Raw genomic sequence first — 24,457 nt, forward strand, 5'->3', positions numbered from 1 at the left:
GCGTAATAGCGACTTTAGTGAACACTAAAAAAGGAAGCTTCGGCTTCCTTTTTTGTTTTTAGAAAAAACATAACAATCTAGTGGCATAAATACATAATTTGTGTAAAATGCGCAGCAATTGATTGTGAACAGACTTTCTGAAGACTATTTACAAAATGGGCTTGATCTCCAATAAAAGATCTGTATAATTGCCCACTCGCTGACAAGTGCAGCGTTAAATATAATGTTAAACCAATAGGGTTTTTCATTTTCATAGCGACTCCGATTGGGAGTCGAACGGTTAAATCATCTCGCTCTGCTTTTCTAATAAAGAAAAAGCTAGAGGGTGATTTTTTATGTGTCCATTTTAGGAGCTCTGGTCAATGCAGAACCAAAGAATCCGTATCCGCTTGAAAGGCTTTGATCATCGTTTGATTGATCAGTCTACAGCGGAAATCGTTGAAACTGCTAAGCGTACAGGCGCGCAGGTACGTGGTCCAATTCCACTACCAACACGCAAAGAGCGTTATACCGTTTTGATCTCTCCGCACGTTAATAAAGACGCTCGTGACCAGTATGAAATTCGTACTCACAAGCGTTTAGTTGACATCGTAGAGCCAACAGAAAAGACTGTAGACGCATTAATGCGTTTAGATCTTGCGGCTGGTGTCGACGTTCAGATTAGCTTAGGTTAATTGAGATCCTTAGAAGAGGTTTGAGAGATGGCTATCGGTCTTATTGGTCGTAAAGTGGGTATGACTCGCATCTTCACTGAAGATGGTACGTCAATCCCTGTAACAGTGATTGAAGTCGCTGGCAACCGCGTAACTCAAGTGAAAACTTTAGAAACTGACGGTTACCGTGCACTTCAAGTGACTACTGGTACCAAAAAAGCCAATCGCATCACTAAAGCAGAAGCAGGTCATTTTGCCAAGGGCGGCGTAGAAGCCGGTCGTGGTTTATGGGAATTGCGTTTAGCAGATGGTGAAGGCGAAGGCATTGAAGTTGGTGCTGAGCTTAATGTTGATATTTTCGCTGAAGTAGTGAAAGTAGATGTTACTGGTCAATCAAAAGGTAAGGGCTTCCAAGGCGGTATTAAGCGTTGGAACTTCCGTACTCAAGATATGACTCACGGTAACTCATTGGCGCACCGCGCGAACGGTTCTATCGGTCAGAACCAAACGCCTGGTCGTGTATTCAAAGGCAAAAAAATGTCAGGTCATATGGGTGCTGAGCAAGTAACTACTCAAAATCTACACGTGGTACGTGTTGATGCAGAGCGTAACTTGTTATTAGTACGCGGCGCAGTTCCAGGCGCTACCAATGGTGATCTAATCATTAAGCCTGCAGTTAAAGCTTAGGTCTGAGGAGATAGTAATGGAATTGGTATTGAAAGACGCGCAAAGCGCTCTTGAAGTTTCCGAAACTACCTTCGGCCGTGACTTTAACGAGGCACTGGTTCATCAGGTAGTTGTAGCTTACGCTGCAAACGCACGTCAGGGCACTCGTGCTCAAAAGACTCGTGCGGAAGTAACTGGCTCTGGTAAAAAGCCATGGCGCCAAAAAGGCACTGGCCGCGCTCGTGCTGGTAGTGTTAAAGGCCCAATCTGGCGTGGCGGTGGCGTAACATTCGCTGCTAAAACACAAGATCACAGCCAAAAAGTTAACAAGAAGATGTACCGTGGTGCTCTTAAGAGCATTCTTTCTGAATTGGTACGTCAAGAACGTTTAGTCGTTGTTGAATCATTTAGCGTTGAAGCTCCTAAAACCAAAGAGTTGAAAGCTAAGTTAGCAGCAATGAACCTAGAAGACGTTCTAATTGTTACTGCTGAAGTTGATGAGAATTTATTCTTAGCAGCTCGCAACTTATACAAAGTTGACGTGCGTGACGTAGCGGGTCTTGACCCAGTAAGTCTAATTGCGTTTAACACTGTTCTTGTTACTGCTGATGCAGTGAAGCAAATCGAGGAGATGCTAGCATGATCCGCGAAGAACGTTTGCTAAAAGTGATTCTAGCTCCGCACATCTCTGAAAAGAGTACTGTCGTTGCTGAGAAGAACAACACTGTAGTTTTCCGCGTAGCAATCGATGCGACTAAAGCAGAGATCAAAGCTGCAGTAGCGAAGCTATTTGAAGTTGAAGTAGATTCAGTTCGCACTCTAGTTAACAAAGGCAAAACTAAACGTACCGGTGGCCGTGTTGGTCGTCGTAGCGATTGGAAAAAAGCTTATGTTACTTTAGCTGCTGGTGCTGACATCGATTTCGTCGGCGGCGCTGAGTAAGCAAAGGAGAATTATCATGGCAGTTATTAAGTGTAAGCCAACCTCTCCAGGTCGTCGCCACGTAGTTAAAGTGGTGAATACGGACCTGCATAAGGGTAAACCTTTTGCTGGCCTGTTGGCGAAAAAATCTAAAAGTGGTGGCCGTAACAATACTGGCCGTATCACAGTACGCCACGTTGGTGGTGGACATAAGCAGCACTACCGTCTAATCGACTTTAAACGCGATAAAGATGGTATCCCTGCGAAAGTTGAACGTCTTGAATACGATCCAAACCGTACAGCGCACATCGCGTTAGTACTGTATGCAGATGGTGAGCGTCGTTATATTCTTGCTGCAAAAGGCATGAAAGCTGGCGATGCAATCAAATCTGGCTTGGATGCAGACATCAAGACTGGTAACGCTATGCCGTTACGCAACATTCCAGTAGGTAGTGTTGTACACGCTGTTGAGATGAAGCCTGGTAAAGGCGCTCAGATCGCACGTTCAGCTGGTGCTTATGTACAAGTTGTTGCTCGTGATGGTGCTTATGCAACTCTACGTCTTCGCTCTGGCGAAATGCGTAAAGTTCCAGTAGATTGCCGCGCGACATTTGGTGAAGTTGGTAATGCCGAGCATATGCTACGCCAGTTAGGTAAAGCAGGTGCTAAGCGCTGGAGAGGCATTCGCCCTACAGTACGTGGTGTTGCAATGAACCCAGTAGACCATCCACATGGTGGTGGTGAAGGCCGTACTTCTGGTGGACGTCATCCAGTGAGTCCATGGGGTGTGCCGACTAAGGGTTATAAAACTCGTAGCAACAAGCGCACTGACAAGTACATCGTACGTCGTCGTAATAAATAGTAAGAGGATTCGCCATGCCACGTTCTCTCAAGAAAGGTCCCTTCATTGACCTGCACTTGCTGAAGAAGGTAGAGAAAGCGATGGAAGCGGGAGACAAAAAGCCAATTAAGACTTGGTCTCGTCGCTCAATGATCATCCCTAACATGATTGGGTTGACCATCGCTGTCCATAATGGTCGTCAGCACGTACCTGTGTTCGTAACTGACGAAATGATCGGTCACAAGCTTGGTGAATTTTCACCAACTCGCACTTATCGCGGCCATGCTGCAGATAAGAAAGCGAAGAAGCGTTAATACGGGAGGAATAAGATGGAAGTTTTAGCTAAACATCGTTTTGCTCGTACGTCTGCGCAGAAGGCCCGTCTAGTTGCTGATCAAATTCGTGGACTGCCTGTTTCTAAGGCACTCGAAATTTTGACCTTCAGCCCAAAGAAAGCCGCCGTACTAGTTAAAAAAGTACTTGACTCAGCTATCGCAAACGCCGAACACAACGAAGGTGCTGACATTGATGAGCTTAAAGTTGGAGCCGTCTTCGTAGATGAAGGCCCAACAATGAAGCGTATCATGCCACGTGCTAAAGGCCGCGCTGATCGTATCATGAAGCGTACCAGCCACATTACTGTGGTTGTATCAGATCGCTAGGAGAAGAGAGCAATGGGACAGAAAGTACATCCTAATGGTATCCGTCTGGGTATCACGAAGCCTTGGATCTCTACCTGGTACGCAGATAAGTCAGATTATGCAAAAAATCTGAACAGCGACTGGGAAGTGCGTCAATATTTAACTGAAAAGTTAAAAGCCGCATCAGTATCTAAGATTGTTATTGAACGCCCAGCGAAGAGCATCCGCGTTACTATTCACACTGCCCGTCCAGGTGTTGTGATTGGTAAGAAAGGTGAAGACGTTGAAGTATTACGTGCATATGTGTCTAAAATCACTGGCACGACTGCTCAAATCAACATCGCTGAGATCCGTAAGCCTGAATTAGACGCTAAGCTCGTTGCTGACTCTATTGCTCAGCAGTTAGAGCGTCGTGTTATGTTCCGTCGTGCTATGAAGCGCGCGGTACAAAATGCAATGCGCATTGGTGCTCAAGGTATCAAAGTTGAAGTGAGCGGCCGTTTAGGCGGTGCTGAAATCGCACGTTCTGAATGGTATCGTGAAGGTCGTGTACCTTTGCATACTCTACGTGCTGATATCGACTATTCAACTGCTGAAAGTCACACGCAATATGGTGTGATCGGTATTAAAGTTTGGATCTTCAAAGGTGAAGTTCTTGACGGTTTAGTACCAGCGATTGAAGAGCCGAAGCAGCAACCTAAGCGTAAGCCTCGTGGTAAATAGGAGAAACTTTAATGCTGCAACCTAAACGTATGAAGTTTCGCAAGATGTTCAAGGGCCGCAACCGCGGTCTAGCGAACGGTACTGAAGTTAGCTTTGGTACTTTCGGTTTGAAAGCAGTAGGCCGTGGCCGTTTAACTGCACGTCAAATTGAATCTGCACGTCGTGCCATGACACGTCATATTAAACGTCAAGGACAAATTTGGATTCGAGTTTTCCCTGACAAACCAATTACCTCTAAGCCTCTTGAAGTGCGTATGGGTAAAGGTAAAGGTAACGTTGAATACTGGGTATGTCAGATTCAACCTGGTAAGGTTCTTTATGAGATGAATGGTGTACCTGAAGCGTTGGCTCGTGAAGCCTTTGCTCTAGCGGCTGCCAAGCTTCCTTTAAAGACTACCTTCGTAACTAAGACGGTGATGTAATGAAAGCGAGCGAACTAAGAGAAAAAAGCGTTGAGGAATTGAACGCTGAACTACTTGGTCTGCTGCGTGAGCAGTTTAACCTGCGTATGCAACACGCTACTGGTCAGTTGACTCAAACGAATCAATTGAAACTAGTGCGTCGTAACATTGCACGTGTTAAGACCATTATTACTTCTAAGGCAGGTGCGTAATGTCTGATAAAATCCGTACTTTGCAAGGTAAAGTTATTAGCAACAAAATGGAAAAATCTATTACTGTTGCTATTGAACGCCAAGTGAAACACCCAATTTATGGGAAGTACATTAAGCGTACAACTAAGATCCATGCACATGACGAAACTAATCAGTGTAATGAAGGTGACATCGTGACTATTAGTCAGTGTCGTCCTTTATCTAAGACTAAGTCTTGGACCCTTGCTGAAGTAGTAACAAAAGCCTAATATTCATTAGGATAACGTAAACGGCTCCAGAATTTGGGGCCGTTTGTTTTTTTTGCTATGCATTCGCAAAATGTGGTGTTATACTTGCGCGCCATTTTTGAGTAAATTATTGCTTAAATTTGGTTCAAATATACTCCCATAGTGGGATTGTGTAGTAACGATAGCGGAGCACTTGAAATGATCCAAATGCAATCGACTCTAGACGTCGCATGTAACAGCGGCGCACGCAGAGTTCAGTGTATTAAGGTCTTGGGTGGCTCTCATCGTCGTTATGCCGGTATCGGCGACATCATCAAAGTTTCTGTTAAAGAAGCAATTCCTCGCGCTAAAGCGAAGAAAGGTGATGTATATAACGCGGTGGTAGTCCGTACTAAGAAAGGCGTACGTCGTCCAGACGGTTCTGTCATTCGCTTCGATCGGAATGCAGCGGTATTGCTTAACGCAAACCTTGCACCGATTGGTACTCGTATCTTTGGCCCAGTGACACGTGAATTGCGTAATGATAAATTCATGAAAATTGTCTCGCTGGCACCAGAAGTACTGTAAGGAGCTTCAAATGGCAGCTAAAATCCGTCGTGAAGACGAAGTAGTAGTATTAGCAGGTAAAGACAAGGGTAAACGCGGTAAGGTTTCTCAAGTTCTACCTACTGGTAAATTAATTGTTGAAGGCATCAATCTAGTTAAAAAGCACCAGAAGCCAAACCCACAATTGGGCGTGACTGGCGGCGTTATCGAGAAAGAAGCACCGATGCAAGCATCAAACGTTGCGATCTTTAACCAAGCCACAGGCAAGGCAGATCGTGTTGGTTTCCGATTTGAAGACGGCAAAAAAGTCCGTTTCTTTAAATCGAACAGCGAACTCGTTAAGTAATTTGGAGTAAACGATGGCGAAACTGCATGATAAATATCAAGAGACTGTAGTTGCTGAACTAGCTAAAAAGTTCGGTTATAGCAGTGTCATGCAAGTCCCTCGGATTGATAAAATCACCCTAAACATGGGTGTTGGCGAAGCTGTTGCAGATAAGAAAGTTATGGAGCATGCGCTTCGTGACATGACTGCAATCGCTGGTCAAAAACCAGTTGTAACTGTAGCTCGTAAATCAGTTGCTGGTTTTAAAATCCGTGAAGGCTACCCTATTGGCTGTAAAGTGACCCTACGCGGTGAGCGTATGTGGGAATTTTTAGAGCGTCTAGTTGACATTGCAATTCCACGTATTCGTGACTTCCGTGGCTTAAGCGCTAAAGCGTTTGACGGCCGTGGTAACTACGCAATGGGTGTGAAGGAGCAGATCATCTTCCCAGAAATCGATTACGATAAAATCGATAAGATTCGTGGTATGGATATTGTTATTACTACTACTGCGAAGAATGATGAAGAAGGTCGTGCTTTGTTGACCGCTTTTAACTTCCCATTTAAGAAATAAGGGTAGCATAATGGCTAAAACATCTATGAAAGCACGTGAAGCAAAACGTGCACAGCTCGTAGCTAAGTATGCTGAAAAGCGTCTAGCACTTAAGGCTATCATCAGCAATCCAGAGACTTCTGAAGAAGATCGTTGGGATGCTGTACTTAAGTTGCAAGCACTACCACGTGATTCAAGCGCATCGCGTCAACGCAATCGCTGTAATCAAACTGGTCGCCCACATGGCGTTTTACGTAAATTCGGCTTAAGCCGTATTAAATTACGTGAAGCAACTATGCGCGGTGAAGTTCCTGGTCTGCGTAAGGCCAGCTGGTAAGCACTTGTCACGGAGTAAGCTAATATGAGCATGCAAGATCCTATTGCGGATATGTTAACCCGTATTCGTAACGGCCAAGCTGCTAACCACGTATCTGTAAAGATGCCTTCAGCTAAGTTAAAAGTAGCAATCGCGAAATTACTTAAAGATGAAGGTTTCATTACTGACTACGCCGTAGCAGATGAAGCTAAGCCTGAATTAGAAATTACATTAAAGTATTTCCAAGGCAAACCAGTCGTTGAGACTATCCAGCGCGTAAGCCGTCCTGGTCTTCGTATTTACAAAGGTAAAGACGAACTTCCAAAGGTTATGGGCGGTCTGGGTATCGCAATTGTGTCCACTTCTAAAGGCTTGATGACTGATCGTGCCGCCCGCCAATTTGGCACGGGTGGTGAGGTTATCTGCTACGTAGCGTAAGGAGTTAGTAATGTCTCGTGTTGCAAAAGCACCAGTCACTATCCCTGCTGGCGTAGAGGTGACTAAAAACGAACAGGCTTTAACCGTCAAAGGCGGTAAAGGAAGTCTGACTCGAGTAATCAACAATGCGGTTAATGTTGTTATCGAAGATGCACAAATTAAGTTCCTACCTGTTGAAGGCGTTGTAGACGCTTGGGCACAGGCCGGTACTGCGCGTGCATTAGTAAACAACATGGTGTTTGGTGTATCACAAGGTTTTGTGAAGAAATTAAAATTAGTTGGTGTTGGTTACCGTGCAAAAATTGCTGGTAGTGACTTAGACTTAACTTTAGGTTTCTCACATCCGTTGGTACATAAACTACCCGCAGGCGTTACTGCCGAATGTCCTAGCCAAACTGAAATCGTCCTAACAGGCGTTGATAAGCAGTTAGTAGGTCAAACAGCAGCCAACATTCGTGGTTATCGTCCACCAGAGCCTTACAAAGGCAAAGGTGTTCGCTATGACGACGAAGTTGTACGCCGTAAAGAGGCTAAGAAGAAGTAGGTAACGCGATATGGATAAGAAAACATCTCGCTTACGTCGCGCGTTGCGTGCACGTAAGAAGATCCAAGAGCTAGGCGTGAATCGTCTGGTTGTACATCGTACACCGCGTCACATCTATGCTCAGGTGATCAGTCCTGAATTTAAGGTGTTAGCTGCTGCGTCAACTGTTGAAAAAACAGTTAAAGAGCAACTAAAGAGTACCGGAAACGTAGATGCGGCTAAAGTAGTGGGTAAAACTGTTGCTGAGCGTGCGATCGAGAAGGGCGTAGCTGTTGTTGCGTTCGACCGTTCTGGATTCAAGTATCACGGACGTGTAGCTGCTTTAGCAGATGCCGCTCGTGAAGCTGGCCTGAAATTCTAAGGGGTTATAAAATGGCTAAATTAGAAGCTCAGCAAAAAGACGATCTGCAAGAGAAATTGATTGCAGTTAATCGTGTTTCTAAAGTAGTTAAGGGCGGTCGTATCTTTAGCTTCACAGCACTAACAGTAGTGGGTGATGGTAACGGTAAGATTGGCTATGGCTATGGTAAAGCGCGTGAAGTTCCAGCTGCTATTCAAAAAGCAATGGAAAAAGCCCGTCGTAATATGGTAACCGTGGAGTTGAATGCAGGTACTTTGCATCACCCAGTTAAAGGTCGCCATACTGGTTCTAAAGTTTATATGCAACCAGCATCAGAGGGTACCGGTATTATTGCCGGTGGCGCAATGCGTGCCGTATTAGAAGTTGCAGGCGTTCATAACGTTCTGTCAAAAGCATACGGTTCTACTAACCCGATCAACATCGTTCGCGCAACTGTGGATGCGTTGGTGCACATGAAGTCACCAGCTCAAATCGCAGCAAAACGTGGCCTGAATGTTGATGAAATTCGGGGGTAATGCACCATGGCTACTAAAACTTTAAAAGTAACACAGACTAAAAGCAGCATCGGTCGTTTACCAAAACACCGTGCTACCCTAACCGGTTTAGGTCTGCGTCGTATTGGTCACACTGTAGAAGTTGAAGATACTCCTTCTGTACGTGGCATGATCAATAAGGTGTACTACATGGTTTCGGTGGAGGAATAAGATAATGCGTCTAAATACTCTATCTCCAGCAGCAGGTTCTAAATCTGCTCCTAAGCGTGTAGGCCGTGGTATTGGTTCAGGTTTAGGTAAAACAGCGGGTCGCGGCCATAAAGGTCAGAAGTCTCGTTCAGGCGGCGGCGTTCGCGTCGGCTTCGAAGGTGGTCAAATGCCACTTAAGATCCGTCTACCTAAGTTTGGTTTTACCTCGCGTCGCGCTTTGGTAACAGCTGAAGTTCGTGTACTCGAACTAGCAAAAGTTAACGGTGATGTTGTCGATTTGAATGCACTGAAAGATGCGAACGTTATTACTCGCAACATCCAGTTTGCGAAAATCGTTCTTTCAGGTACCATTGACCGCCCAGTGACTGTAAAAGGTCTGAAGGTAACCAAAGGTGCTCGTGCAGCTATTGAAGCTGCCGGTGGCAAGATCGAGGAATAATACGTCGATGGCAAAACCAGGACTTGATTTAAAAAGCGCGAAAGGCGGTTTCTCTGAACTGAAAACTCGTCTCCTGTTCGTGATTGGTGCAATTATCGTCTTTAGAGCCGGTTCGTTTGTGCCAATTCCTGGTATTGACGCAGCTGTATTGGCAGAACTATTTGCCCAGCAAAAAGATACCATCCTTGGCATGTTTAACATGTTCTCGGGTGGTGCTTTAGAGCGTGCTTCTATCTTTGCATTAGGTATCATGCCGTATATTTCGGCATCGATTATCATGCAGTTATTGACTGTTGTGCATCCTGCACTTGCTGAATTGAAAAAAGAAGGCGAGTCAGGACGTAAAAAAATTAGTCAATATACAAGATACGGTACACTTGTGTTGGGTACATTGCAGTCTATCGGTATAGCAACAGGTTTACCAAATCTGATGCCTGGCCTTGTGGCCAATCCTGGATTTGGATTCTATTTTGTTGCTGTTGTGAGCTTAGTAACTGGAACAATGTTCCTAATGTGGCTAGGCGAACAAATTACCGAACGTGGTATTGGTAATGGTATCTCGATATTAATTTTCGCAGGTATTGTTGCAGGTTTACCATCGGCCATCGGCTCTACAGCCGAGCAGGCGCGTCAAGGTGACATGAATGTATTGGTACTACTGTTGCTCGCGGTTATCGTATTTGCAGTGACTTATTTAGTGGTATTTGTGGAACGTGGTCAACGTCGTATTGTCGTTAACTATGCTAAACGTCAACAAGGCCGTAAGGTTTTCGCAGCGCAAAGCACCCACTTACCGTTAAAAGTTAACATGGCAGGTGTGATTCCACCAATTTTTGCATCCAGCATAATTTTGTTCCCAGGCACACTGGCTCAGTGGTTTGGTCAAAATGAGTCTATGTCATGGTTAAGCGATTTTGCCTTAGCTGTGTCGCCAGGACAACCGCTGTATTCATTATTGTACGCGACAGCAATCATCTTTTTCTGTTTCTTCTATACTGCGTTGGTTTTCAACCCACGCGAAACAGCAGATAATTTGAAAAAGAGTGGTGCATTCATTCCTGGGATCCGTCCCGGAGAACAGACTTCGCGTTACATTGATAAAGTAATGACACGTTTAACCTTAGCGGGTGCGTTATACATTACCTTTATCTGCTTAATTCCGGAGTTCATGTTAATTGCGTGGAAAGTACAGTTCTATTTTGGCGGTACTTCACTACTAATTATTGTAGTCGTAATCATGGACTTCATGGCTCAGGTTCAGACCCATATGATGTCTCATCAGTATGAGTCTGTGATGAAGAAAGCTAATCTTGTCAACAAAGCTAACTTAGATCGCTTTGGAAAATAAGATTACTTTGACGGAGTGATGAAATGAAAGTTCGAGCTTCCGTGAAGAAGATCTGCCGTAATTGCAAGATCGTCAAGCGTAGTGGCGTTGTACGCGTTATCTGTGTTGAACCAAAACACAAACAGCGTCAAGGCTAAGAAAGAAGTTTGGTCAGCTCAATAATGGGCTGACCAAAAATATTGTTTGCAAATCTGTCGTCTGTCGAGTATCCTTTCGGGCTTTTCGCAGATGGCCTTTAACTTTAAGGAGTGCATAGTGGCCCGTATCGCTGGCATTAACATTCCTGATCAAAAGCATACAGTCATTGCATTGACTGCAATCTTTGGTATTGGTCGTACACGCGCTAGAGCAATCTGCGCATCTACGTCAATTGCTGAAGACGCTAAGATCAAGGAATTGAGCGAAGCTCAAATAGATATCCTACGCGAAGAAGTCGCCAAATACACCGTAGAAGGTGACTTGCGTCGTGAGATTTCAATGAACATCAAGCGTCTTATGGACCTTGGTTGTTATCGTGGTCTCCGCCATCGTCGTAGCCTGCCTCTTCGTGGGCAACGTACTAAGACCAATGCGCGTACGCGTAAAGGTCCACGTAAACCAATCAGAAAGTAACGGGAAGGTAAACCAAAATGGCTAAAGTTCCGTCACGTTCTCCGCGTAAGCGCGTACGTAAACAGGTTGCAGATGGCATGGCTCATATCCATGCGTCTTTCAACAACACAATTGTCACCATTACAGATCGTCAAGGTAATGCGTTGTCATGGGCTACCTCAGGTGGTTCTGGTTTCCGTGGTTCACGTAAATCAACGCCATTCGCTGCACAGGTTGCTGCTGAGCGTGCAGGTATTGCTGCTCAAGACTACGGTGTTAAAAACCTTGAAGTTTTCGTGAAGGGTCCAGGTCCAGGTCGTGAATCAGCCATTCGTGCGCTGAACGCTGTTGGTTATAAAATTACCAACATTACCGATGTGACGCCTATCCCTCATAATGGCTGTCGTCCACCTAAAAAACGTCGTGTATAACGCTGCGTATATAGGATAGTTGGAGAAAGATCATGGCAAGATACTTGGGTCCTAAGCTCAAGCTCAGCCGCAGAGAAGGTACAGACCTTTTCCTAAAAAGCGGTGTGAGAGCAATCGATTCGAAGTGTAAGCTTGAAGCTGCACCAGGTCAACATGGCGCTCGTAAGCCACGTTTATCTGAGTACGGTTTACAATTACGCGAGAAACAAAAAGTTCGTCGTATTTACGGTGTTTTAGAAAAACAATTCCGTAACTACTACAAAGAAGCTGCACGTCTAAAAGGTAATACTGGTGAAAACCTATTACAACTTTTAGAAATCCGCCTAGATAACGTTGTTTATCGTATGGGTTTCGGTGCAACACGTGCAGAATCACGTCAGCTAGTAAGCCATAAATCAGTTATGGTTAACGGTCGTGTTGTTAACATTCCGTCATTCAAAGTGTCTGCGAATGATGTTGTAAGCATCCGTGAAAAGTCACGCACTCAAGCTCGTATTAAAGCGGCTTTAGAAGTGGCTGGTCAACGCGAAAAGCCTACATGGGTAGAAGTCGACAGTGCGAAAATGGAAGGTGCTTTCAAGCGTATTCCAGAACGTAGCGATTTGTCTGCGGATATTAACGAACAGCTGATCGTCGAGCTTTACTCTAAGTAAAGCTAACAAACAAGAGAGGACACAATGCAGGGTTCTGTTACAGAATTTCTTAAACCGCGTCTCGTTGATATTGAGCAGGTTAATTCAACTCGCGCCAAAGTTACACTAGAGCCACTCGAACGTGGTTTTGGCCATACCTTAGGTAACGCGTTGCGTCGCATCCTATTGTCGTCTATGCCAGGCTGTGCAGTTACTGAAGTCGAAATTGACGGCGTACTGCATGAGTACAGCAGTAAGGAAGGCGTACAAGAAGATATCCTTGAGATATTGCTTAATCTTAAGGGATTAGCAGTGACAATCGAGGGTAAAGACGAGGCTTTGCTTACATTAAGCAAGTCCGGCACAGGCCCTGTTACAGCAGCAGATATCACGCATGATGGTGATGTTACCATTATGAATCCTGATCATGTTATCTGTCACTTGACTGGTAATAATGATATCAGCATGCGTATCCGCGTTGAGCGTGGTCGTGGTTATGTGCCTGCTTCGGCTCGTGCACAAACCGAAGACGATGATCGCCCAATCGGTCGTTTGTTGGTTGATGCTTCTTTTTCACCTGTAGCCCGCATTGCTTATAATGTTGAAGCCGCTCGTGTAGAACAGCGTACTGACTTAGATAAACTTGTGATTGATATGACCACTAACGGTACTATTGATCCTGAGGAAGCAATTCGTCGTTCTGCAACAATTTTAGCTGAACAGCTAGATGCGTTTGTTGAACTACGTGATGTTACTGAGCAGGCTGTCGTAGAAGAGAAACCGGAATTCGATCCGATTTTGCTGCGTCCTGTCGACGATTTAGAGCTAACTGTACGTTCGGCTAACTGTTTAAAAGCCGAAGCGATTCATTACATCGGAGATCTGGTACAACGCACTGAAGTTGAGTTGCTTAAGACCCCTAACTTAGGTAAGAAATCTCTTACTGAAATTAAGGACGTTTTAGCGTCTCGCGGACTGTCGTTAGGTATGCGTCTTGAAAACTGGCCACCGGCTAGTTTAGCAGACGACCTATAAGTCTCAGGTTAGTACAGATTTAGGTTATAAGGATTAGGTCATGCGCCATCGTAAGAGTGGTCGTCAACTAAACCGCAACAGCAGTCATCGTCAAGCTATGTTTCGTAACATGGCATGTTCAATAGTTCGTCATGAGATTATCAAGACAACTGTTGTTAAAGCGAAAGAACTGCGTCGCGTAGTTGAACCTCTAATAACACTTGCTAAAGTTGACAGCGTTGCAAATCGCCGTTTAGCTTTCGCTCGTACTCGCGACGCTGAAGTCGTAGGTAAGTTATTTACTGAATTGGGTCCACGCTTCCAGGAACGTCCTGGTGGTTACACTCGTATTCTTAAGTGCGGTTTACGTACCGGTGATAAAGCCCCAATGGCTTTCATTGAGTTAGTAGGTCGCCCTGAAGCTGCTGAAGCTGTTGAAGTTGAAGCTGCAGAGTAATTTTTAATTACTCAATTAAAAACCGAGCTTAGGCTCGGTTTTTTTATGTCTTTTTTTCGTTATGTCTGATTAATTAATGCTATTGTTTCTGACTATTGATAGTTCATAATTACCAAATAGTGTTCTTTAGAAGAGGGCTGGTGTTTTAATTAATGGTAGATGGATGCCGTTATGGTTTCTGTTTTTCATCTATGTTATTTGACTTTAAATACTTTTCTGATTCGACTACGGTCGCCTGAAAACGATGACTTACTTTATTAAACCATTACAAATGTTAAACATGGCCTCTCTTTTCATACAACTGAATTCATTACCATGTTCTTTAAAGGGGGCTTATACAGTCACTATTGTCCGACTACAACAAGTAATTTCTCTAATATATGCATTGCTGTTGACAAGTTGTCTCAAGGTTTTAATTCTAATTTTGTATTTTAGAAGTTTAAGGTTTTATTAAATCGATTTGAATTAGTCGCAAATTAAATATCTTTTCAACTTGATATGTCATAAAGCAGTGACACTTTATGTCCACCTTTTAGCGCGGTTATTAATTCGTTCAAATTAGGGCCTGTTAAACTTTCGTGGTTTTCTGCTGCGAATTGTTGTTCGTTATCCACATTTACAACAGTGCCGCAGAGACTTTGAGGTGTGGTTATTCTACATAAGAAGTCAATAATGCGGTCAAAATAGTCAACAAACGCTGCCTCATTGGGTCGGCTGAAAACCTTTTACTCTTTGTTGAATCACCCTTAGTGAATAAAGCGTTGCCTAGATAACTAGGCAGCAATCGATTCGCCTCTACTTAAACGTTTTTAACTCGAACAAAATTCACCTGTAAAGATCAACAGGCTTTAGTAAATATTAGTAATTAGCTTAAGAATATTAGTAATTAGCTTAAGAATATTAGTACATCGTTGATTTTTGGGCGACAGAGTTAAAACAAACGTGTTAAAAGTCTTATTTATTATACGGTTTTGCATTCTGTTAATTGTCGATAATGTTTACCTTGCCTGTATACTCATTGAATCGAACACATTCTCGATGTAGCTAATGACGTTATTGTTTGCTTAAAATGTTCTGCCTAAATTCGCTACAAGTGCCTCTAGCTCCTTTATTAGCGTTAACGCGGCTTGTACAGCATTTCGGTGCTTCTGATTATTGATTTGGATAAACTTATAGTGAGAAGTTGTGACGAGACCTAGCATATGTTTAGAGGATTATAAGGGTGTGTCATATGGTTTATCTATGTGAGCTTTAGGCTGCGCTTCAATATATGGCCTTAATTTGATTATTGTTGATTAGTTATCACTACATATAGCGTTGTCACTCTCTAGGTCCTAGGCTAAACAAAAAAATGCCAATCGTTTGATTGGCATTTATCTATCTTGTATATCAGTTATTATACAGATGCTTAATATTGATAACCTTCAGATGGCTTTTGCTCTGAATAATCTAGTTTTTCATGCTTTTGGCCCATGGCTTCGGCGACTTCTGGAGGCATATAGTTTTCGTCATGCTTTGCCAGAACTTCGGTCGCTTGTAACTTACCAGATTCGACCAGTACGCCTTGAGCTACAATCCCTTGTCCCTCACGGAACAGATCAGGCAATAAGTCATCAAAGGTGACGTGCACTTCACCGCCAGCAGAGTCATGTACCGCAAATTCAACATGGAGGCTGTCTGGATCGCGTTTCATTGAGCCCATTGTCACCATACCACCTACACGTATACGCTGACCGACTTCAGGCTTTACACCTGTATCAGTTTTACCATGTACAATTTCATATGGTGTATAGAATAAGTTTAAGTTTGAATTAAGTGCATACAATAATAGTGATGCCACTGCTGCTACACCTGCGATTAGTGCGACTGCTAAAGTTAGTCTTTTTTTACGTCTTGGATTCACGATTTTGTACCTCTATTTTCTTTAAGGCGTTGTTCACGCGTCATCTTTTTAGCTATTTCAATAAGCACTTTGCGTTTCTTTCTAACGCTTAAGGTAATTAAAGTGGCTAAACAACCAAACGTTACACCGTACGATAACCACACATAAAATCCGTAGCCACCCATATTAATAAATTCAGCAAACGATTCAAATTGCATTATTTTGCCTCCTCAGCTGTAGCCAGTTCTCTTACCCATGGACGCATGCCATTACGCGCAAGGATCTCAGCGCGGTAGCGGACTAAAGTGATCGCCCCTATCATCATGCCAAAACCGAAAATATTAATCAGTAACGGATAAAGCATATCTGTCGACATGGTCGATTTTTCAGTGATCTTAATCGTTGAAGGCTGATGTAAGCTGCTCCACCAATCAACCGAATACTTAATGATTGGAATATTAATCACACCTACAATCGCCAAAATACCTGCTGCTCTTGCGGCGAGTACTTTATCTTCAAATGAGGCATACAATGAAATAACGCCTAAATATAAGAATAACAATACGAGTTCAGATGTTAAACGTGCATCCCATACCCACCAAGTTCCCCACATAGGTTTACCCCATGCAGCACCCGTAAGTAACGCAATAAAGGTAATGACTGCTCCAATAGGGGCAATTGCCGCAGCAGCCCAGTCGGCAGATTTAATTTGCCAAACTAAACCAATAAATGATGCCACAGCCATGCCCATATAGGCTGCCATTGACATCGATGCTGCCGGTACATGGATAAAGATAATGCGATAGCTATCTCCTTGTTGGTAATCAGTAGGGGCAAACAATAATCCCCAAATGCTACCAGTTCCAATAAGTAATATTGCTAATGCAGAAAACCATGGCAATAAAGTGCCCGATAATTTATATGCCCGTTCTGGGTCTGCGTAAGAATGTAGCCATTTCCACATTAGTTTGTACTCACACGTAGGGAGGCGCCAATAGCAAAAGGTGCCAAGATTAAAGAACCGACCAACATTGCCGCTAGTATTGCAAGTTGACCATCATAAGCTAAATTCAAACCAGCAGCGTCAATCGCGCTGGTAGCAAAAATCAATACAGGTATATACAAAGGTAAAATCAGCAAGCTGAGTAACACACCGCCTTTTCTTAATCCAACTGTCAATGCGACTCCAATAGCGCCTAATAGTGACAGTACAGGTGTGCCTAAAGCGAGTGTAGCCATTAACGCACCATAACTATTGTCATCTAAATGTAACAATACAGCTAATAACGGGGCGACCAAAATAAGTGGCACGCCGGTTAAAATCCAATGCGCTAATACCTTTGCCAAAACCAATAATGATAAAGGTTGTGGGCTTAGTAACATCTGCTCGAGCGTACCATCATTAAAATCTGCTTTAAATAATCGTTCGAGTGACAACATCGAGGCTAATAGTGCCGCGACCCAAATAATACCAGGGGCAACTCTCGTTAGCACTTGTGGCTCTGGCCCTATACCTAATGGGAACAGAGTGACTACTAATATAAAAAACAACAATGGGTTGAAAATATCACCACGATGACGGATCGCAATTCTTAAATCACGTTGTAAAAGCGTCATGAATGCAGCGGTGTAACTTATTCCTCGTTTCATTCAAATACCTTATACAAAGCGATAGTCAAGAGTGATTTTTCGTAAAATATCGTTATTGATGATGCCCATATCCTGGTGCGTAGTTAATATCACGCAACCTCCAGATTTAGCATGTGCAATGAATAAGTGTTCTAACTCTTCAACACCTTTTTTATCAATAGCTGTAAATGGTTCATCTAAAATCCATATCTTACAATTAGTATGCTGCAATCTTGCTAATGCTGTGCGTCGATGTTGGCCTGCTGATAAATGACCCGCGAGAGCCTCTTCAAATCCAGTTAAGTTAACTTTAGCCAGCAACTTTGTAGTATCAAAGTCATCATAGCCACTGATTCTTAAATTGAAGTTAAGATTTTCTTCTGCAGTTAGTTCACTCTTTACCCCCGCAAGGTGTCCAAAATAAAGTAAATCGTTGTTAAATTCGTCGCGACAGCGAGTGATGTTTTCACCGAGGTATTCGACCTCGCCAGCATAGGGGCGAGATAGACCGGCAATAATGCGTAGTAAGCTGGTTTTACCTGCGCCATTTGGACCTTCAATTTGCACAATATCACCAGCATTAATATTAAAGCTGAGTTCATCAAATAGAATACGCTCTTCGCGAATACAGGTTAGCTCATTGGCACTTAATAGCACTTGTGATGGGTTTGTTATGGTCACTTATCCCTCTTGTTCTACGCGTGAGGATGAATACGAAAAAGATATTAACACAAACGGATTTATCGGTTTAGCTTTGTCACTGACTAAGTGCTAGCAATTTGATATGGTTCCAAAAAACTTAAAATTGTTTGAACTTTTTTAATGATTACTAATATATTACCTGAACTGAACAAATTGTCTTGATTTAGGGACTAAGCTGAGATAGTTATCACAAAAAGATGAGTTTTTTTGCTATTTGTAGTAACCTAGTCGTGCTAAAAAGAGTCTGCCTTCTAAATCAAAGGGCAGCGTTAAGCTTTGTATATTTGCAATTAGGAACGTTGAACATGAAAAAATTGTTAGCAATGACTGCAGTAGCTGCATTAACTTTGTCTGCGAATGTGTTTGCTCAAGAAGGTGAAGCTATTTACAATAAAGCGTGTCAAGTATGTCACAGCATGGGAGTGGCCGGTGCGCCTAAAGTTCATGATGCTGCTGCTTGGGAACCACGTCTAGCTAAAGGTTTAGATACCTTAGTTGGTTCAGTTAAGTCTGGTTTAAATGCAATGCCACCAGGTGGTATGTGTACAGATTGTACTGACGAAGATTACAAAAACGCTATCGAGTTTATGTCTAAGTAATTTTTCGACTAAACCAAAAACCGGCTTAATAGCCGGTTTTTTTATGCGTCATTTTTACTAATCTAGATATTGCCATATAAATGACATTCATTTTATATGGCAATTAATAACTAGCTATTGTACTAAGGTATCTAGTGTTAGTGTGGCGTTACCACCAACCGCAATTGCTTCAATACTGCCTTTAAGATCACCAGTTTGAGGTTTTACACTGCCATTTTTAGAGAGCACAGCAATCACTTCCACTTCTTTTACAGAGCTGAGTTTCATGTCGCCGCCCATTGAAGTACTGTCATCTAAAGTAATTTTCGCTGGGAGGTTTGCTGCGCTAATTTTAGTCGCAGCTAATGGCACTTTAGGACCTTGAGTTGCACGGGCAAAGATAAATACGACATCAGTGTCGCTGACTTTGTCTGCAAGCTCATTGGATATGGTCACTTCAATAGCAAGGGTGTTGGCATTGGTTGTCGCTGTAGCCATACTTTTATGGTTAGCATCATTCGGCATGGTGTCGCTGCTATCACCCATACGCATTTTAGCTGATCCAATAGCATTCATTAACGCGGTACGGTCAACATCGTTGCGGTCACTGTCTAAAATCATTTGCCAAGCATCAATAGCTTTAGTGTAGTCAGCCGTAAAAAATGCATCCATACCGACTAACAACAATGTAGACGGGTCTTGTGGATCTAATGACAATGACTGGTCAATAATAGCCTGAATTTCAGGAGTGATTTTTTGGCCGGCTTTATAATACAGCGCAGTTGCTTTAGGGCCGAGTAATTCTGCATGCGTACCGACTAATTCCATCACCTTATCGAAGGCTGCGGCCGCTTGGTCATATTTATTTGCAGAGACATATGCATGGCCTAAACTAAACCAAGCTTGACTATTTTCTGGTTCAGCCTGAACTTGAGCTTCCATCATTTGTACACGCTGTGACATGATTTGTGCTGGGTCCATACCTTGATGTGGATTATTCGCTTGTGGCGGGTTGGCTATTTCATTGTACGCACCCAGTTGCTGGTAGAAGTAACCTGAAATGGCTAACAAGCAAATGGTCATAAATGCTGGCCATAAAGCGCTTTTAGGCTTAATCGCTCCATCTAGTGAGTCATCACCCTCTTGCTTCATATCTTGCAGAAGGTTGATTTCTAATTCTTTCTTAAGCGCATCAAACTCGGCTTGATCGAGTAACTCATCTTGCAACTCTTTTTCGAGTATGGCTAACCGTTCACCAAAAAGCTCGAGGTTAGTTTGTTTACGAACGCCAGCTTCTTCTGCTTTTAATAGCTGTTGTTGGCGAAAGTGAGGGACCCAAATCATGATTAGGCCGATGAGTACGACAAGCGCAATAAAAATCCAAAATGTGGTCATTGTTTAAATATTCACTTTTAGGTTAACAGAAGAAGCGGTGTTTACCGCAGTGCTTGGAAGTATGATTATACGTAAAGATTATTAATTGAATAGTAATATAAGGAAGATATGAATCTAAATCCTGAGAGTTGCGTACTGGTTCACATATTGAATGTGTTTGTTAAATAGTATGAAACTTTATATTCCTACTTGTGTCAGATGCCGAACCTAGGTAATCATTTTGATGTATTAGATGTTCATAATGAGACTAGCGACCCAGTTTTGTACGAAAAGGGCAGACAGATGTAATAGCAAGTTCTAAAATGCGTTAAAATTCGTTTAAGCTAATGTGCGTATATTAGTTTCAATGCATTGATTGATCGTGCCGTGGTTTGTTTGTTTCAGATCCGCTTAATTATTTAGACTAAGGAATACCCATGATTCCAGAACTTGGACATTTCTCGCTAATTCTCGGTTTGGCTTTTGCCCTACTGTTAGCTAGCGTGCCTTTATTTGGTTCCGCACGTAAAGACCAGTATCTTGTTCGTTATGCCTGGCCACTGACTTACGGAATGTTTTTTTTCATCAGTCTATCTGTTATCACCTTAGGCTATAGCTTTGCTACCGATGACTTCTCCGTCGCATACGTAGCGCATCACTCAAACTCACAACTGCCAATTTTCTTTAAAATTGCAGCAGTTTGGGGTGGCCATGAAGGGTCATTATTGTTTTGGGTATTTGCACTCTCTGTATGGGCAATGTCTGTGGCAATATTTAGTAAAGGCTTAGAAGAAGTCTTTACCGCAAGGGTGTTATCTGTACTTGCGATGATTGTTGTCGGCTTTACCTTATTCATGATTTTAACGTCTAGCCCATTTGAACGGTTATTTCCGGTACCAATGGAAGGGAGAGATTTAAATCCAATGTTGCAAGATGTTGGGCTTATCTTCCATCCTCCAATGTTATATTTGGGTTATGTAGGGTTCTCTGTTTGTTTTGCCTTTGCGATTGCCGCGTTAATGAGTGGTAGGCTTGACTCTGCATGGGCACGTTGGAGTCGCCCATGGACACTTGCTGCTTGGATTTTCTTAACCGGTGGTATTTCACTGGGTTCTTGGTGGGCATATTACGAATTAGGCTGGGGCGGCTGGTGGTTCTGGGATCCTGTTGAAAACGCTTCATTTATGCCATGGCTAGTCGGTACCGCGCTATTGCATTCACTTATCGTGACTGAAAAGCGTGGCGCATTCCGTAACTGGACTGTATTACTGTCAATCTTTGCATTCTCATTAAGTTTGCTAGGCACCTTTATTGTTCGTTCTGGCGTACTCACATCAGTACATTCATTTGCAGCAGACCCGAGTCGTGGTTTGTTTATCTTACTATTGCTAGGTCTTGCGGTCGGTGGGTCGTTGACACTGTTTGCCTTCCGAGCTAGTGAAATGAGTAGCCCTGCGCGCTTTGAACTTAAATCAAAAGAAACCATGCTGCTTATCTGTAACGTACTACTTACCGTTGCTGCAGGCACTGTGTTACTAGGGACATTATATCCACTACTAATCGATGCGTTAGGCATGGGTAAAATCTCAGTTGGACCTCCATACTTTAATGCCGTATTCGTTCCTATTGTGCTTGTGTTATTTGGCTTTATGGGTATTGGCCCTATCATTCGCTGGAAAAAATCTAAAGCGGGTGAGATTAAACGTCAGTTATTAGTACCAGCCATTATCTCGTTAGTTATTGGTGCTATTGTACCATTTGTTGCGGGTGGCGAGTTCAATGCTTGGGTTATGGCTGGTGTCACTGCAACCTCTTGGATTATGTTATCAACACTTCGTGCTGGCTATAATATTGTAAGCCAAAAAGAAGGTGGTATTAGCCTGAGCAGAATGGGACGTAGTCAATTAGGTATGATGATTGCTCACTTTGGTATTGCTGTGTCAGTACTGGGTGGCACTATGGTATCTAATTACTCAATCGAGAAGAGTGTGCGTATGGGGCCTGGTATCTCACAAGAGTTAGCGGGTTATACCTTTAAGTATTTAGAAACCAAAAACGTAGTTGGTCCTAATTATACTGCTCAACAAGGCCAGATAGAAATTTACAAAGATGATGAGTTCGTCACTTTATTAAAACCTGATCGCAGACAATATAATGTGCGCACCATGGACATGACCGAAGCTGGTATCGATTGGGGTTTATTCCGTGATTTATATGTCACGATGGGTGATCCAATTAGCTTAACTGAGTTTGCTGTTCGTCTTAACTACAAGCCGTTCGTACGTTGGTTATGGTTTGGATCAATCTTTATGATGATTGGTGGTTTCCTTGCTGCATCAGATAAACGTTACCGTGTAAAACAGGTGGCTAAGCAGCAAGCAGCAGAAAAAGCAAAATTAGCGACAGCTTAATCACTCGGAGACACTATGAAGAAGTTTGTACTGTTTATACCTTTAGTTATTTTCTTGGGTATGGGCGTGTTCTTATATAAAGGATTATTTTTAAACCCTAAAGTGCTCGATTCTGCATTAGAAGGAAAGCCTTTACCGGCTTTCCAACTCGAGCGTTTAGAAGTGGCAACTGATGTACTGTCGGAGAAAGATCTCAGCGGTAAAGTCTCGATGCTTAACTTTTGGGCGACATGGTGTCCGGCATGTAAATATGAACATCCGTATTTGTTGATGCTTTCTAAGCGTAATCTGTTACCTATATACGGTATCAATTACCGTGACGAACGAGCATTAGCGATAAAAGAACTTCGCAACCAAGGCGACCCATATACACTCAACATATTTGATAAAGATGGCCGTTTAGGATTAGACCTCGGTGTATATGGCGCACCAGAGACGTTTATTGTTGATCACAATGGCATTATTCGTTATCGCTATGCAGGTCCTATTGACCAAACCGTATGGTCTCAAACTCTGTACCCAATGATCCAACAATTGCAAACAGAAGCTAAAGCTGATGGAGCATCTTAATGAACATGATAGCTAAATGGGTCGTTTGCTTAGCCTTTGCACTTTTTGCTGTATCGGCGATGGCAACTCCTGTAGATACTTACGAATTTAAATCAGCCGATAACCAAAAGCGTGCATTGTCACTGTCGCATCAATTACGTTGCCCTCAGTGTCAAAACCAAAATTTAGTCGATTCCAATTCTCCTGTAGCACAAGATTTACGTCTTGAAGTCTACAAGATGGTTGATAACGGTAAGTCAGAGCAAGAAATTATCGACTTTATGACAAGCCGCTATGGTGACTTTGTATTGTATAATCCTAAGCTTGACCCAAAAACCTACATTTTATGGCTAGGGCCATTTGGGTTATTAATATTCGGATTATTCATCGGATATATCTTTGTGCGTAAACAGCGTATCCAACCCACAGAAGCGGGATCGCTATCAGCAGAGCAACAAGCTGAATTAGACGCATTACTGAATAAGAACAAGGCTAAGTAAATAACTGTTTGGAGTAACAATGAAAAAGTGGCTAGCAATATTGCTATCGAATTTACTGCTATTAAGCGTAGCAAATATGGTGAGTGCATATCCAGGTATGCAAGCGCAAACCAAGCAAGCCACTCAATCAACACTCGAAAGGATAAGTGTTTTACCACAGCCTTTTCCAATAGCCTTGGTAGACTTTACTGATGCAAGCGGACAACAGGTAAACTTTGAACATTATAAAGGTAAGGTTGTTGTCATAAACCTATGGGCAACATGGTGTCCACCTTGTGTAAGAGAACTCCCTGCGCTACACCGTTTAAATCAAGCGCTAGATTCAGAGCAATTTGTTTTATTGCCAATCTCAATAGATGCAGATGCAGATAAAATAGTGAAACCTTTTTTAGCCGATTTAGGTTTGTCTGCATTTGATTCATACTTTGACCCGCAACAACAACTGCGTGACGTATTTCCACTCGATACTATTCCTGCGACATTTATATTAAATGAACAAGGTGAGCTGGTGGCCTATGTACGCACATACATCGACTGGGATGACGAAAATGCGATTTCGTTTTTAGCGCAATTCAGTAAAAGCAGCCAAAAAGCACAATAAATCAGCATAAAGTAGATAAAAACCTCTAAAAGGATCGCTTTTGGTGAAAAGATCGCCAAGCGATCTTTTTTTATTAAAAAAGGGGTTGCACTAAATCTCATGGTGCCTATAATGCGCATCCACTGACACGGCAGACAGCGAAAGCAGTCACCGAGTTAGGTTGAATTAAGTGCTTCAAAACACTCAATTCAACGGCGAAAAGAAAGTTTGAAAAAACACTTGACGCCAACACGGGAAAGCGTAAAAT

Annotated in this window: 39 protein-coding genes; 33 read left to right on the top strand and 6 right to left on the bottom strand. The window is 42.9% G+C overall.

Features of this window, described 5'->3' with window-relative positions; all coding sequences use genetic code 11:
* The first annotated feature begins 362 nt into the window (after positions 1-362).
* The 28 genes from rpsJ (at position 363) to rplQ (ending at position 13,984) form a co-directional block, all read left to right on the top strand.
* Complete coding sequence (rpsJ, locus tag IEY42_RS19205; protein ID WP_011635639.1) at positions 363-674, top strand: 30S ribosomal protein S10; 312 nt, start codon at positions 363-365, stop codon at positions 672-674.
* Positions 675-701: 27 nt separating this feature from the next.
* Positions 702-1,340 (top strand): 50S ribosomal protein L3, encoded by a 639-nt coding sequence (rplC, locus tag IEY42_RS19210; RefSeq protein ID WP_188923005.1) that lies wholly within the window; start codon positions 702-704, stop codon positions 1,338-1,340.
* A 16-nt stretch (positions 1,341-1,356) separates the two neighbouring features.
* Entirely contained in the window at positions 1,357-1,962 is a 606-nt protein-coding gene (rplD, locus tag IEY42_RS19215) for a 50S ribosomal protein L4 (RefSeq protein WP_160056445.1), read from the top strand.
* The gene (gene rplW, locus IEY42_RS19220) at positions 1,959-2,261 is read left to right on the top strand and encodes a 50S ribosomal protein L23 (RefSeq protein ID WP_124729276.1); all 303 of its coding nucleotides are present in this window, start codon (positions 1,959-1,961) and stop codon (positions 2,259-2,261) included. The genes rplD and rplW overlap by 4 nt, the downstream gene beginning before the upstream one ends.
* A gap of 16 nt (positions 2,262-2,277) precedes the next feature.
* Complete coding sequence (gene rplB, locus IEY42_RS19225; RefSeq protein ID WP_188923003.1) at positions 2,278-3,102, top strand: 50S ribosomal protein L2; 825 nt, start codon at positions 2,278-2,280, stop codon at positions 3,100-3,102.
* A gap of 14 nt (positions 3,103-3,116) precedes the next feature.
* Positions 3,117-3,395, top strand: coding sequence for a 30S ribosomal protein S19 (rpsS, locus tag IEY42_RS19230; RefSeq protein WP_006083596.1), 279 nt, complete (start codon positions 3,117-3,119; stop codon positions 3,393-3,395).
* Between the two features lie 15 nt (positions 3,396-3,410).
* Positions 3,411-3,743, top strand: a complete 333-nt coding sequence (gene rplV / locus IEY42_RS19235) for a 50S ribosomal protein L22 (RefSeq protein WP_160056441.1) — start codon at positions 3,411-3,413, stop codon at positions 3,741-3,743.
* 12 nt (positions 3,744-3,755) lie between these two features.
* Positions 3,756-4,445: a 30S ribosomal protein S3 gene (gene rpsC, locus IEY42_RS19240; RefSeq protein ID WP_188923001.1), complete on the top strand. Its 690-nt coding sequence runs from the start codon at positions 3,756-3,758 to the stop codon at positions 4,443-4,445.
* Positions 4,446-4,456: 11 nt separating this feature from the next.
* A complete protein-coding gene (gene rplP / locus IEY42_RS19245; protein WP_188922999.1) occupies positions 4,457-4,867 on the top strand; it encodes a 50S ribosomal protein L16 in 411 nt (136 codons plus the stop codon).
* On the top strand, positions 4,867-5,058 hold the full coding sequence (gene rpmC / locus IEY42_RS19250) for a 50S ribosomal protein L29 (RefSeq protein ID WP_006083592.1): 192 nt from the start codon (positions 4,867-4,869) through the stop codon (positions 5,056-5,058). The genes rplP and rpmC overlap by 1 nt, the downstream gene beginning before the upstream one ends.
* Positions 5,058-5,306, top strand: coding sequence for a 30S ribosomal protein S17 (rpsQ, locus tag IEY42_RS19255; RefSeq protein WP_188922997.1), 249 nt, complete (start codon positions 5,058-5,060; stop codon positions 5,304-5,306). The genes rpmC and rpsQ overlap by 1 nt, the downstream gene beginning before the upstream one ends.
* A 177-nt stretch (positions 5,307-5,483) precedes the next feature.
* Entirely contained in the window at positions 5,484-5,852 is a 369-nt protein-coding gene (gene rplN / locus IEY42_RS19260; RefSeq protein ID WP_011635649.1) for a 50S ribosomal protein L14, read from the top strand.
* A 10-nt stretch (positions 5,853-5,862) separates the two neighbouring features.
* Positions 5,863-6,177: a 50S ribosomal protein L24 gene (rplX, locus tag IEY42_RS19265; protein ID WP_188926894.1), complete on the top strand. Its 315-nt coding sequence runs from the start codon at positions 5,863-5,865 to the stop codon at positions 6,175-6,177.
* A gap of 13 nt (positions 6,178-6,190) precedes the next feature.
* Positions 6,191-6,730, top strand: a complete 540-nt coding sequence (rplE, locus tag IEY42_RS19270) for a 50S ribosomal protein L5 (RefSeq protein ID WP_188926895.1) — start codon at positions 6,191-6,193, stop codon at positions 6,728-6,730.
* 10 nt (positions 6,731-6,740) lie between these two features.
* Positions 6,741-7,046, top strand: a complete 306-nt coding sequence (rpsN, locus tag IEY42_RS19275) for a 30S ribosomal protein S14 (RefSeq protein ID WP_188922994.1) — start codon at positions 6,741-6,743, stop codon at positions 7,044-7,046.
* Between the two features lie 24 nt (positions 7,047-7,070).
* A complete protein-coding gene (gene rpsH / locus IEY42_RS19280; protein WP_160056427.1) occupies positions 7,071-7,463 on the top strand; it encodes a 30S ribosomal protein S8 in 393 nt (130 codons plus the stop codon).
* A 10-nt stretch (positions 7,464-7,473) separates the two neighbouring features.
* Complete coding sequence (rplF, locus tag IEY42_RS19285) at positions 7,474-8,007, top strand: 50S ribosomal protein L6 (protein ID WP_188926896.1); 534 nt, start codon at positions 7,474-7,476, stop codon at positions 8,005-8,007.
* A gap of 10 nt (positions 8,008-8,017) precedes the next feature.
* Positions 8,018-8,368, top strand: coding sequence for a 50S ribosomal protein L18 (gene rplR / locus IEY42_RS19290; protein WP_160056423.1), 351 nt, complete (start codon positions 8,018-8,020; stop codon positions 8,366-8,368).
* An 11-nt stretch (positions 8,369-8,379) separates the two neighbouring features.
* On the top strand, positions 8,380-8,883 hold the full coding sequence (gene rpsE, locus IEY42_RS19295; protein WP_137224583.1) for a 30S ribosomal protein S5: 504 nt from the start codon (positions 8,380-8,382) through the stop codon (positions 8,881-8,883).
* 6 nt (positions 8,884-8,889) lie between these two features.
* Positions 8,890-9,072 (top strand): 50S ribosomal protein L30, encoded by a 183-nt coding sequence (rpmD, locus tag IEY42_RS19300; RefSeq protein ID WP_137224586.1) that lies wholly within the window; start codon positions 8,890-8,892, stop codon positions 9,070-9,072.
* A gap of 4 nt (positions 9,073-9,076) precedes the next feature.
* Complete coding sequence (gene rplO, locus IEY42_RS19305) at positions 9,077-9,511, top strand: 50S ribosomal protein L15 (RefSeq protein ID WP_124017684.1); 435 nt, start codon at positions 9,077-9,079, stop codon at positions 9,509-9,511.
* A gap of 7 nt (positions 9,512-9,518) precedes the next feature.
* Positions 9,519-10,859, top strand: coding sequence for a preprotein translocase subunit SecY (secY, locus tag IEY42_RS19310; protein WP_188926897.1), 1,341 nt, complete (start codon positions 9,519-9,521; stop codon positions 10,857-10,859).
* Positions 10,860-10,882: 23 nt separating this feature from the next.
* On the top strand, positions 10,883-10,996 hold the full coding sequence (gene rpmJ, locus IEY42_RS19315) for a 50S ribosomal protein L36 (protein ID WP_006083579.1): 114 nt from the start codon (positions 10,883-10,885) through the stop codon (positions 10,994-10,996).
* 118 nt (positions 10,997-11,114) lie between these two features.
* Positions 11,115-11,471 carry a 30S ribosomal protein S13 gene (gene rpsM / locus IEY42_RS19320; protein WP_011635660.1) on the top strand — a complete coding sequence of 119 codons (357 nt, stop codon included), beginning with the start codon at positions 11,115-11,117 and terminating at the stop codon, positions 11,469-11,471.
* A gap of 17 nt (positions 11,472-11,488) precedes the next feature.
* The gene (gene rpsK / locus IEY42_RS19325; protein WP_011635661.1) at positions 11,489-11,881 is read left to right on the top strand and encodes a 30S ribosomal protein S11; all 393 of its coding nucleotides are present in this window, start codon (positions 11,489-11,491) and stop codon (positions 11,879-11,881) included.
* A gap of 32 nt (positions 11,882-11,913) precedes the next feature.
* Positions 11,914-12,534 (top strand): 30S ribosomal protein S4, encoded by a 621-nt coding sequence (gene rpsD / locus IEY42_RS19330; RefSeq protein WP_188922980.1) that lies wholly within the window; start codon positions 11,914-11,916, stop codon positions 12,532-12,534.
* Between the two features lie 24 nt (positions 12,535-12,558).
* On the top strand, positions 12,559-13,548 hold the full coding sequence (locus tag IEY42_RS19335) for a DNA-directed RNA polymerase subunit alpha (protein ID WP_160056417.1): 990 nt from the start codon (positions 12,559-12,561) through the stop codon (positions 13,546-13,548).
* A 40-nt stretch (positions 13,549-13,588) separates the two neighbouring features.
* Positions 13,589-13,984: a 50S ribosomal protein L17 gene (rplQ, locus tag IEY42_RS19340; RefSeq protein ID WP_188922970.1), complete on the top strand. Its 396-nt coding sequence runs from the start codon at positions 13,589-13,591 to the stop codon at positions 13,982-13,984.
* A gap of 1,408 nt (positions 13,985-15,392) precedes the next feature.
* Here the strand turns inward: rplQ and ccmE are convergent.
* Genes ccmE through ccmA form a run of 5 tightly spaced genes read right to left on the bottom strand, consistent with a single transcriptional unit; the run spans position 15,393 to position 18,176 of the window.
* Positions 15,393-15,887 (bottom strand): cytochrome c maturation protein CcmE, encoded by a 495-nt coding sequence (ccmE, locus tag IEY42_RS19345; protein WP_188926898.1) that lies wholly within the window; start codon positions 15,885-15,887, stop codon positions 15,393-15,395.
* Entirely contained in the window at positions 15,884-16,084 is a 201-nt protein-coding gene (ccmD, locus tag IEY42_RS19350) for a heme exporter protein CcmD (protein WP_188923287.1), read from the bottom strand. Before ccmD ends, ccmE begins: the two co-directional genes overlap by 4 nt.
* Positions 16,084-16,830 (bottom strand): heme ABC transporter permease, encoded by a 747-nt coding sequence (locus IEY42_RS19355; protein ID WP_188926899.1) that lies wholly within the window; start codon positions 16,828-16,830, stop codon positions 16,084-16,086. Before IEY42_RS19355 ends, ccmD begins: the two co-directional genes overlap by 1 nt.
* Positions 16,830-17,516, bottom strand: coding sequence for a heme exporter protein CcmB (ccmB, locus tag IEY42_RS19360; protein ID WP_188926900.1), 687 nt, complete (start codon positions 17,514-17,516; stop codon positions 16,830-16,832). Before ccmB ends, IEY42_RS19355 begins: the two co-directional genes overlap by 1 nt.
* A 9-nt stretch (positions 17,517-17,525) precedes the next feature.
* Positions 17,526-18,176 carry a cytochrome c biogenesis heme-transporting ATPase CcmA gene (gene ccmA / locus IEY42_RS19365; protein WP_373292892.1) on the bottom strand — a complete coding sequence of 217 codons (651 nt, stop codon included), beginning with the start codon at positions 18,174-18,176 and terminating at the stop codon, positions 17,526-17,528.
* A 326-nt stretch (positions 18,177-18,502) separates the two neighbouring features.
* On the opposite strand from ccmA, the gene IEY42_RS19370 reads away from it, so the two are divergent.
* Complete coding sequence (locus IEY42_RS19370; protein ID WP_188923284.1) at positions 18,503-18,796, top strand: c-type cytochrome; 294 nt, start codon at positions 18,503-18,505, stop codon at positions 18,794-18,796.
* Between the two features lie 114 nt (positions 18,797-18,910).
* Here IEY42_RS19370 and ccmI read toward each other — a convergent pair whose 3' ends face one another.
* Positions 18,911-20,170, bottom strand: a complete 1,260-nt coding sequence (ccmI, locus tag IEY42_RS19375) for a c-type cytochrome biogenesis protein CcmI (RefSeq protein ID WP_188926901.1) — start codon at positions 20,168-20,170, stop codon at positions 18,911-18,913.
* A 416-nt stretch (positions 20,171-20,586) separates the two neighbouring features.
* On the opposite strand from ccmI, the gene IEY42_RS19380 reads away from it, so the two are divergent.
* From IEY42_RS19380 to IEY42_RS19395, 4 genes are read left to right on the top strand one after another with little or no spacing between them, the layout of a single operon-like run.
* A complete protein-coding gene (locus tag IEY42_RS19380) occupies positions 20,587-22,560 on the top strand; it encodes a heme lyase CcmF/NrfE family subunit (RefSeq protein WP_188926902.1) in 1,974 nt (657 codons plus the stop codon).
* 15 nt (positions 22,561-22,575) lie between these two features.
* Positions 22,576-23,130: a DsbE family thiol:disulfide interchange protein gene (locus IEY42_RS19385; protein ID WP_188923281.1), complete on the top strand. Its 555-nt coding sequence runs from the start codon at positions 22,576-22,578 to the stop codon at positions 23,128-23,130.
* A complete protein-coding gene (nrfF, locus tag IEY42_RS19390) occupies positions 23,130-23,609 on the top strand; it encodes a heme lyase NrfEFG subunit NrfF (RefSeq protein ID WP_188926903.1) in 480 nt (159 codons plus the stop codon). Before IEY42_RS19385 ends, nrfF begins: the two co-directional genes overlap by 1 nt.
* A 19-nt stretch (positions 23,610-23,628) precedes the next feature.
* Positions 23,629-24,210, top strand: a complete 582-nt coding sequence (locus IEY42_RS19395) for a TlpA disulfide reductase family protein (RefSeq protein WP_188926904.1) — start codon at positions 23,629-23,631, stop codon at positions 24,208-24,210.
* Positions 24,211-24,457: the final 247 nt, after the last annotated feature.

The sequence above is a fragment of the Shewanella algicola genome (assembly GCF_014648035.1).
Lineage (GTDB): Bacteria > Pseudomonadota > Gammaproteobacteria > Enterobacterales > Shewanellaceae > Shewanella > Shewanella algicola.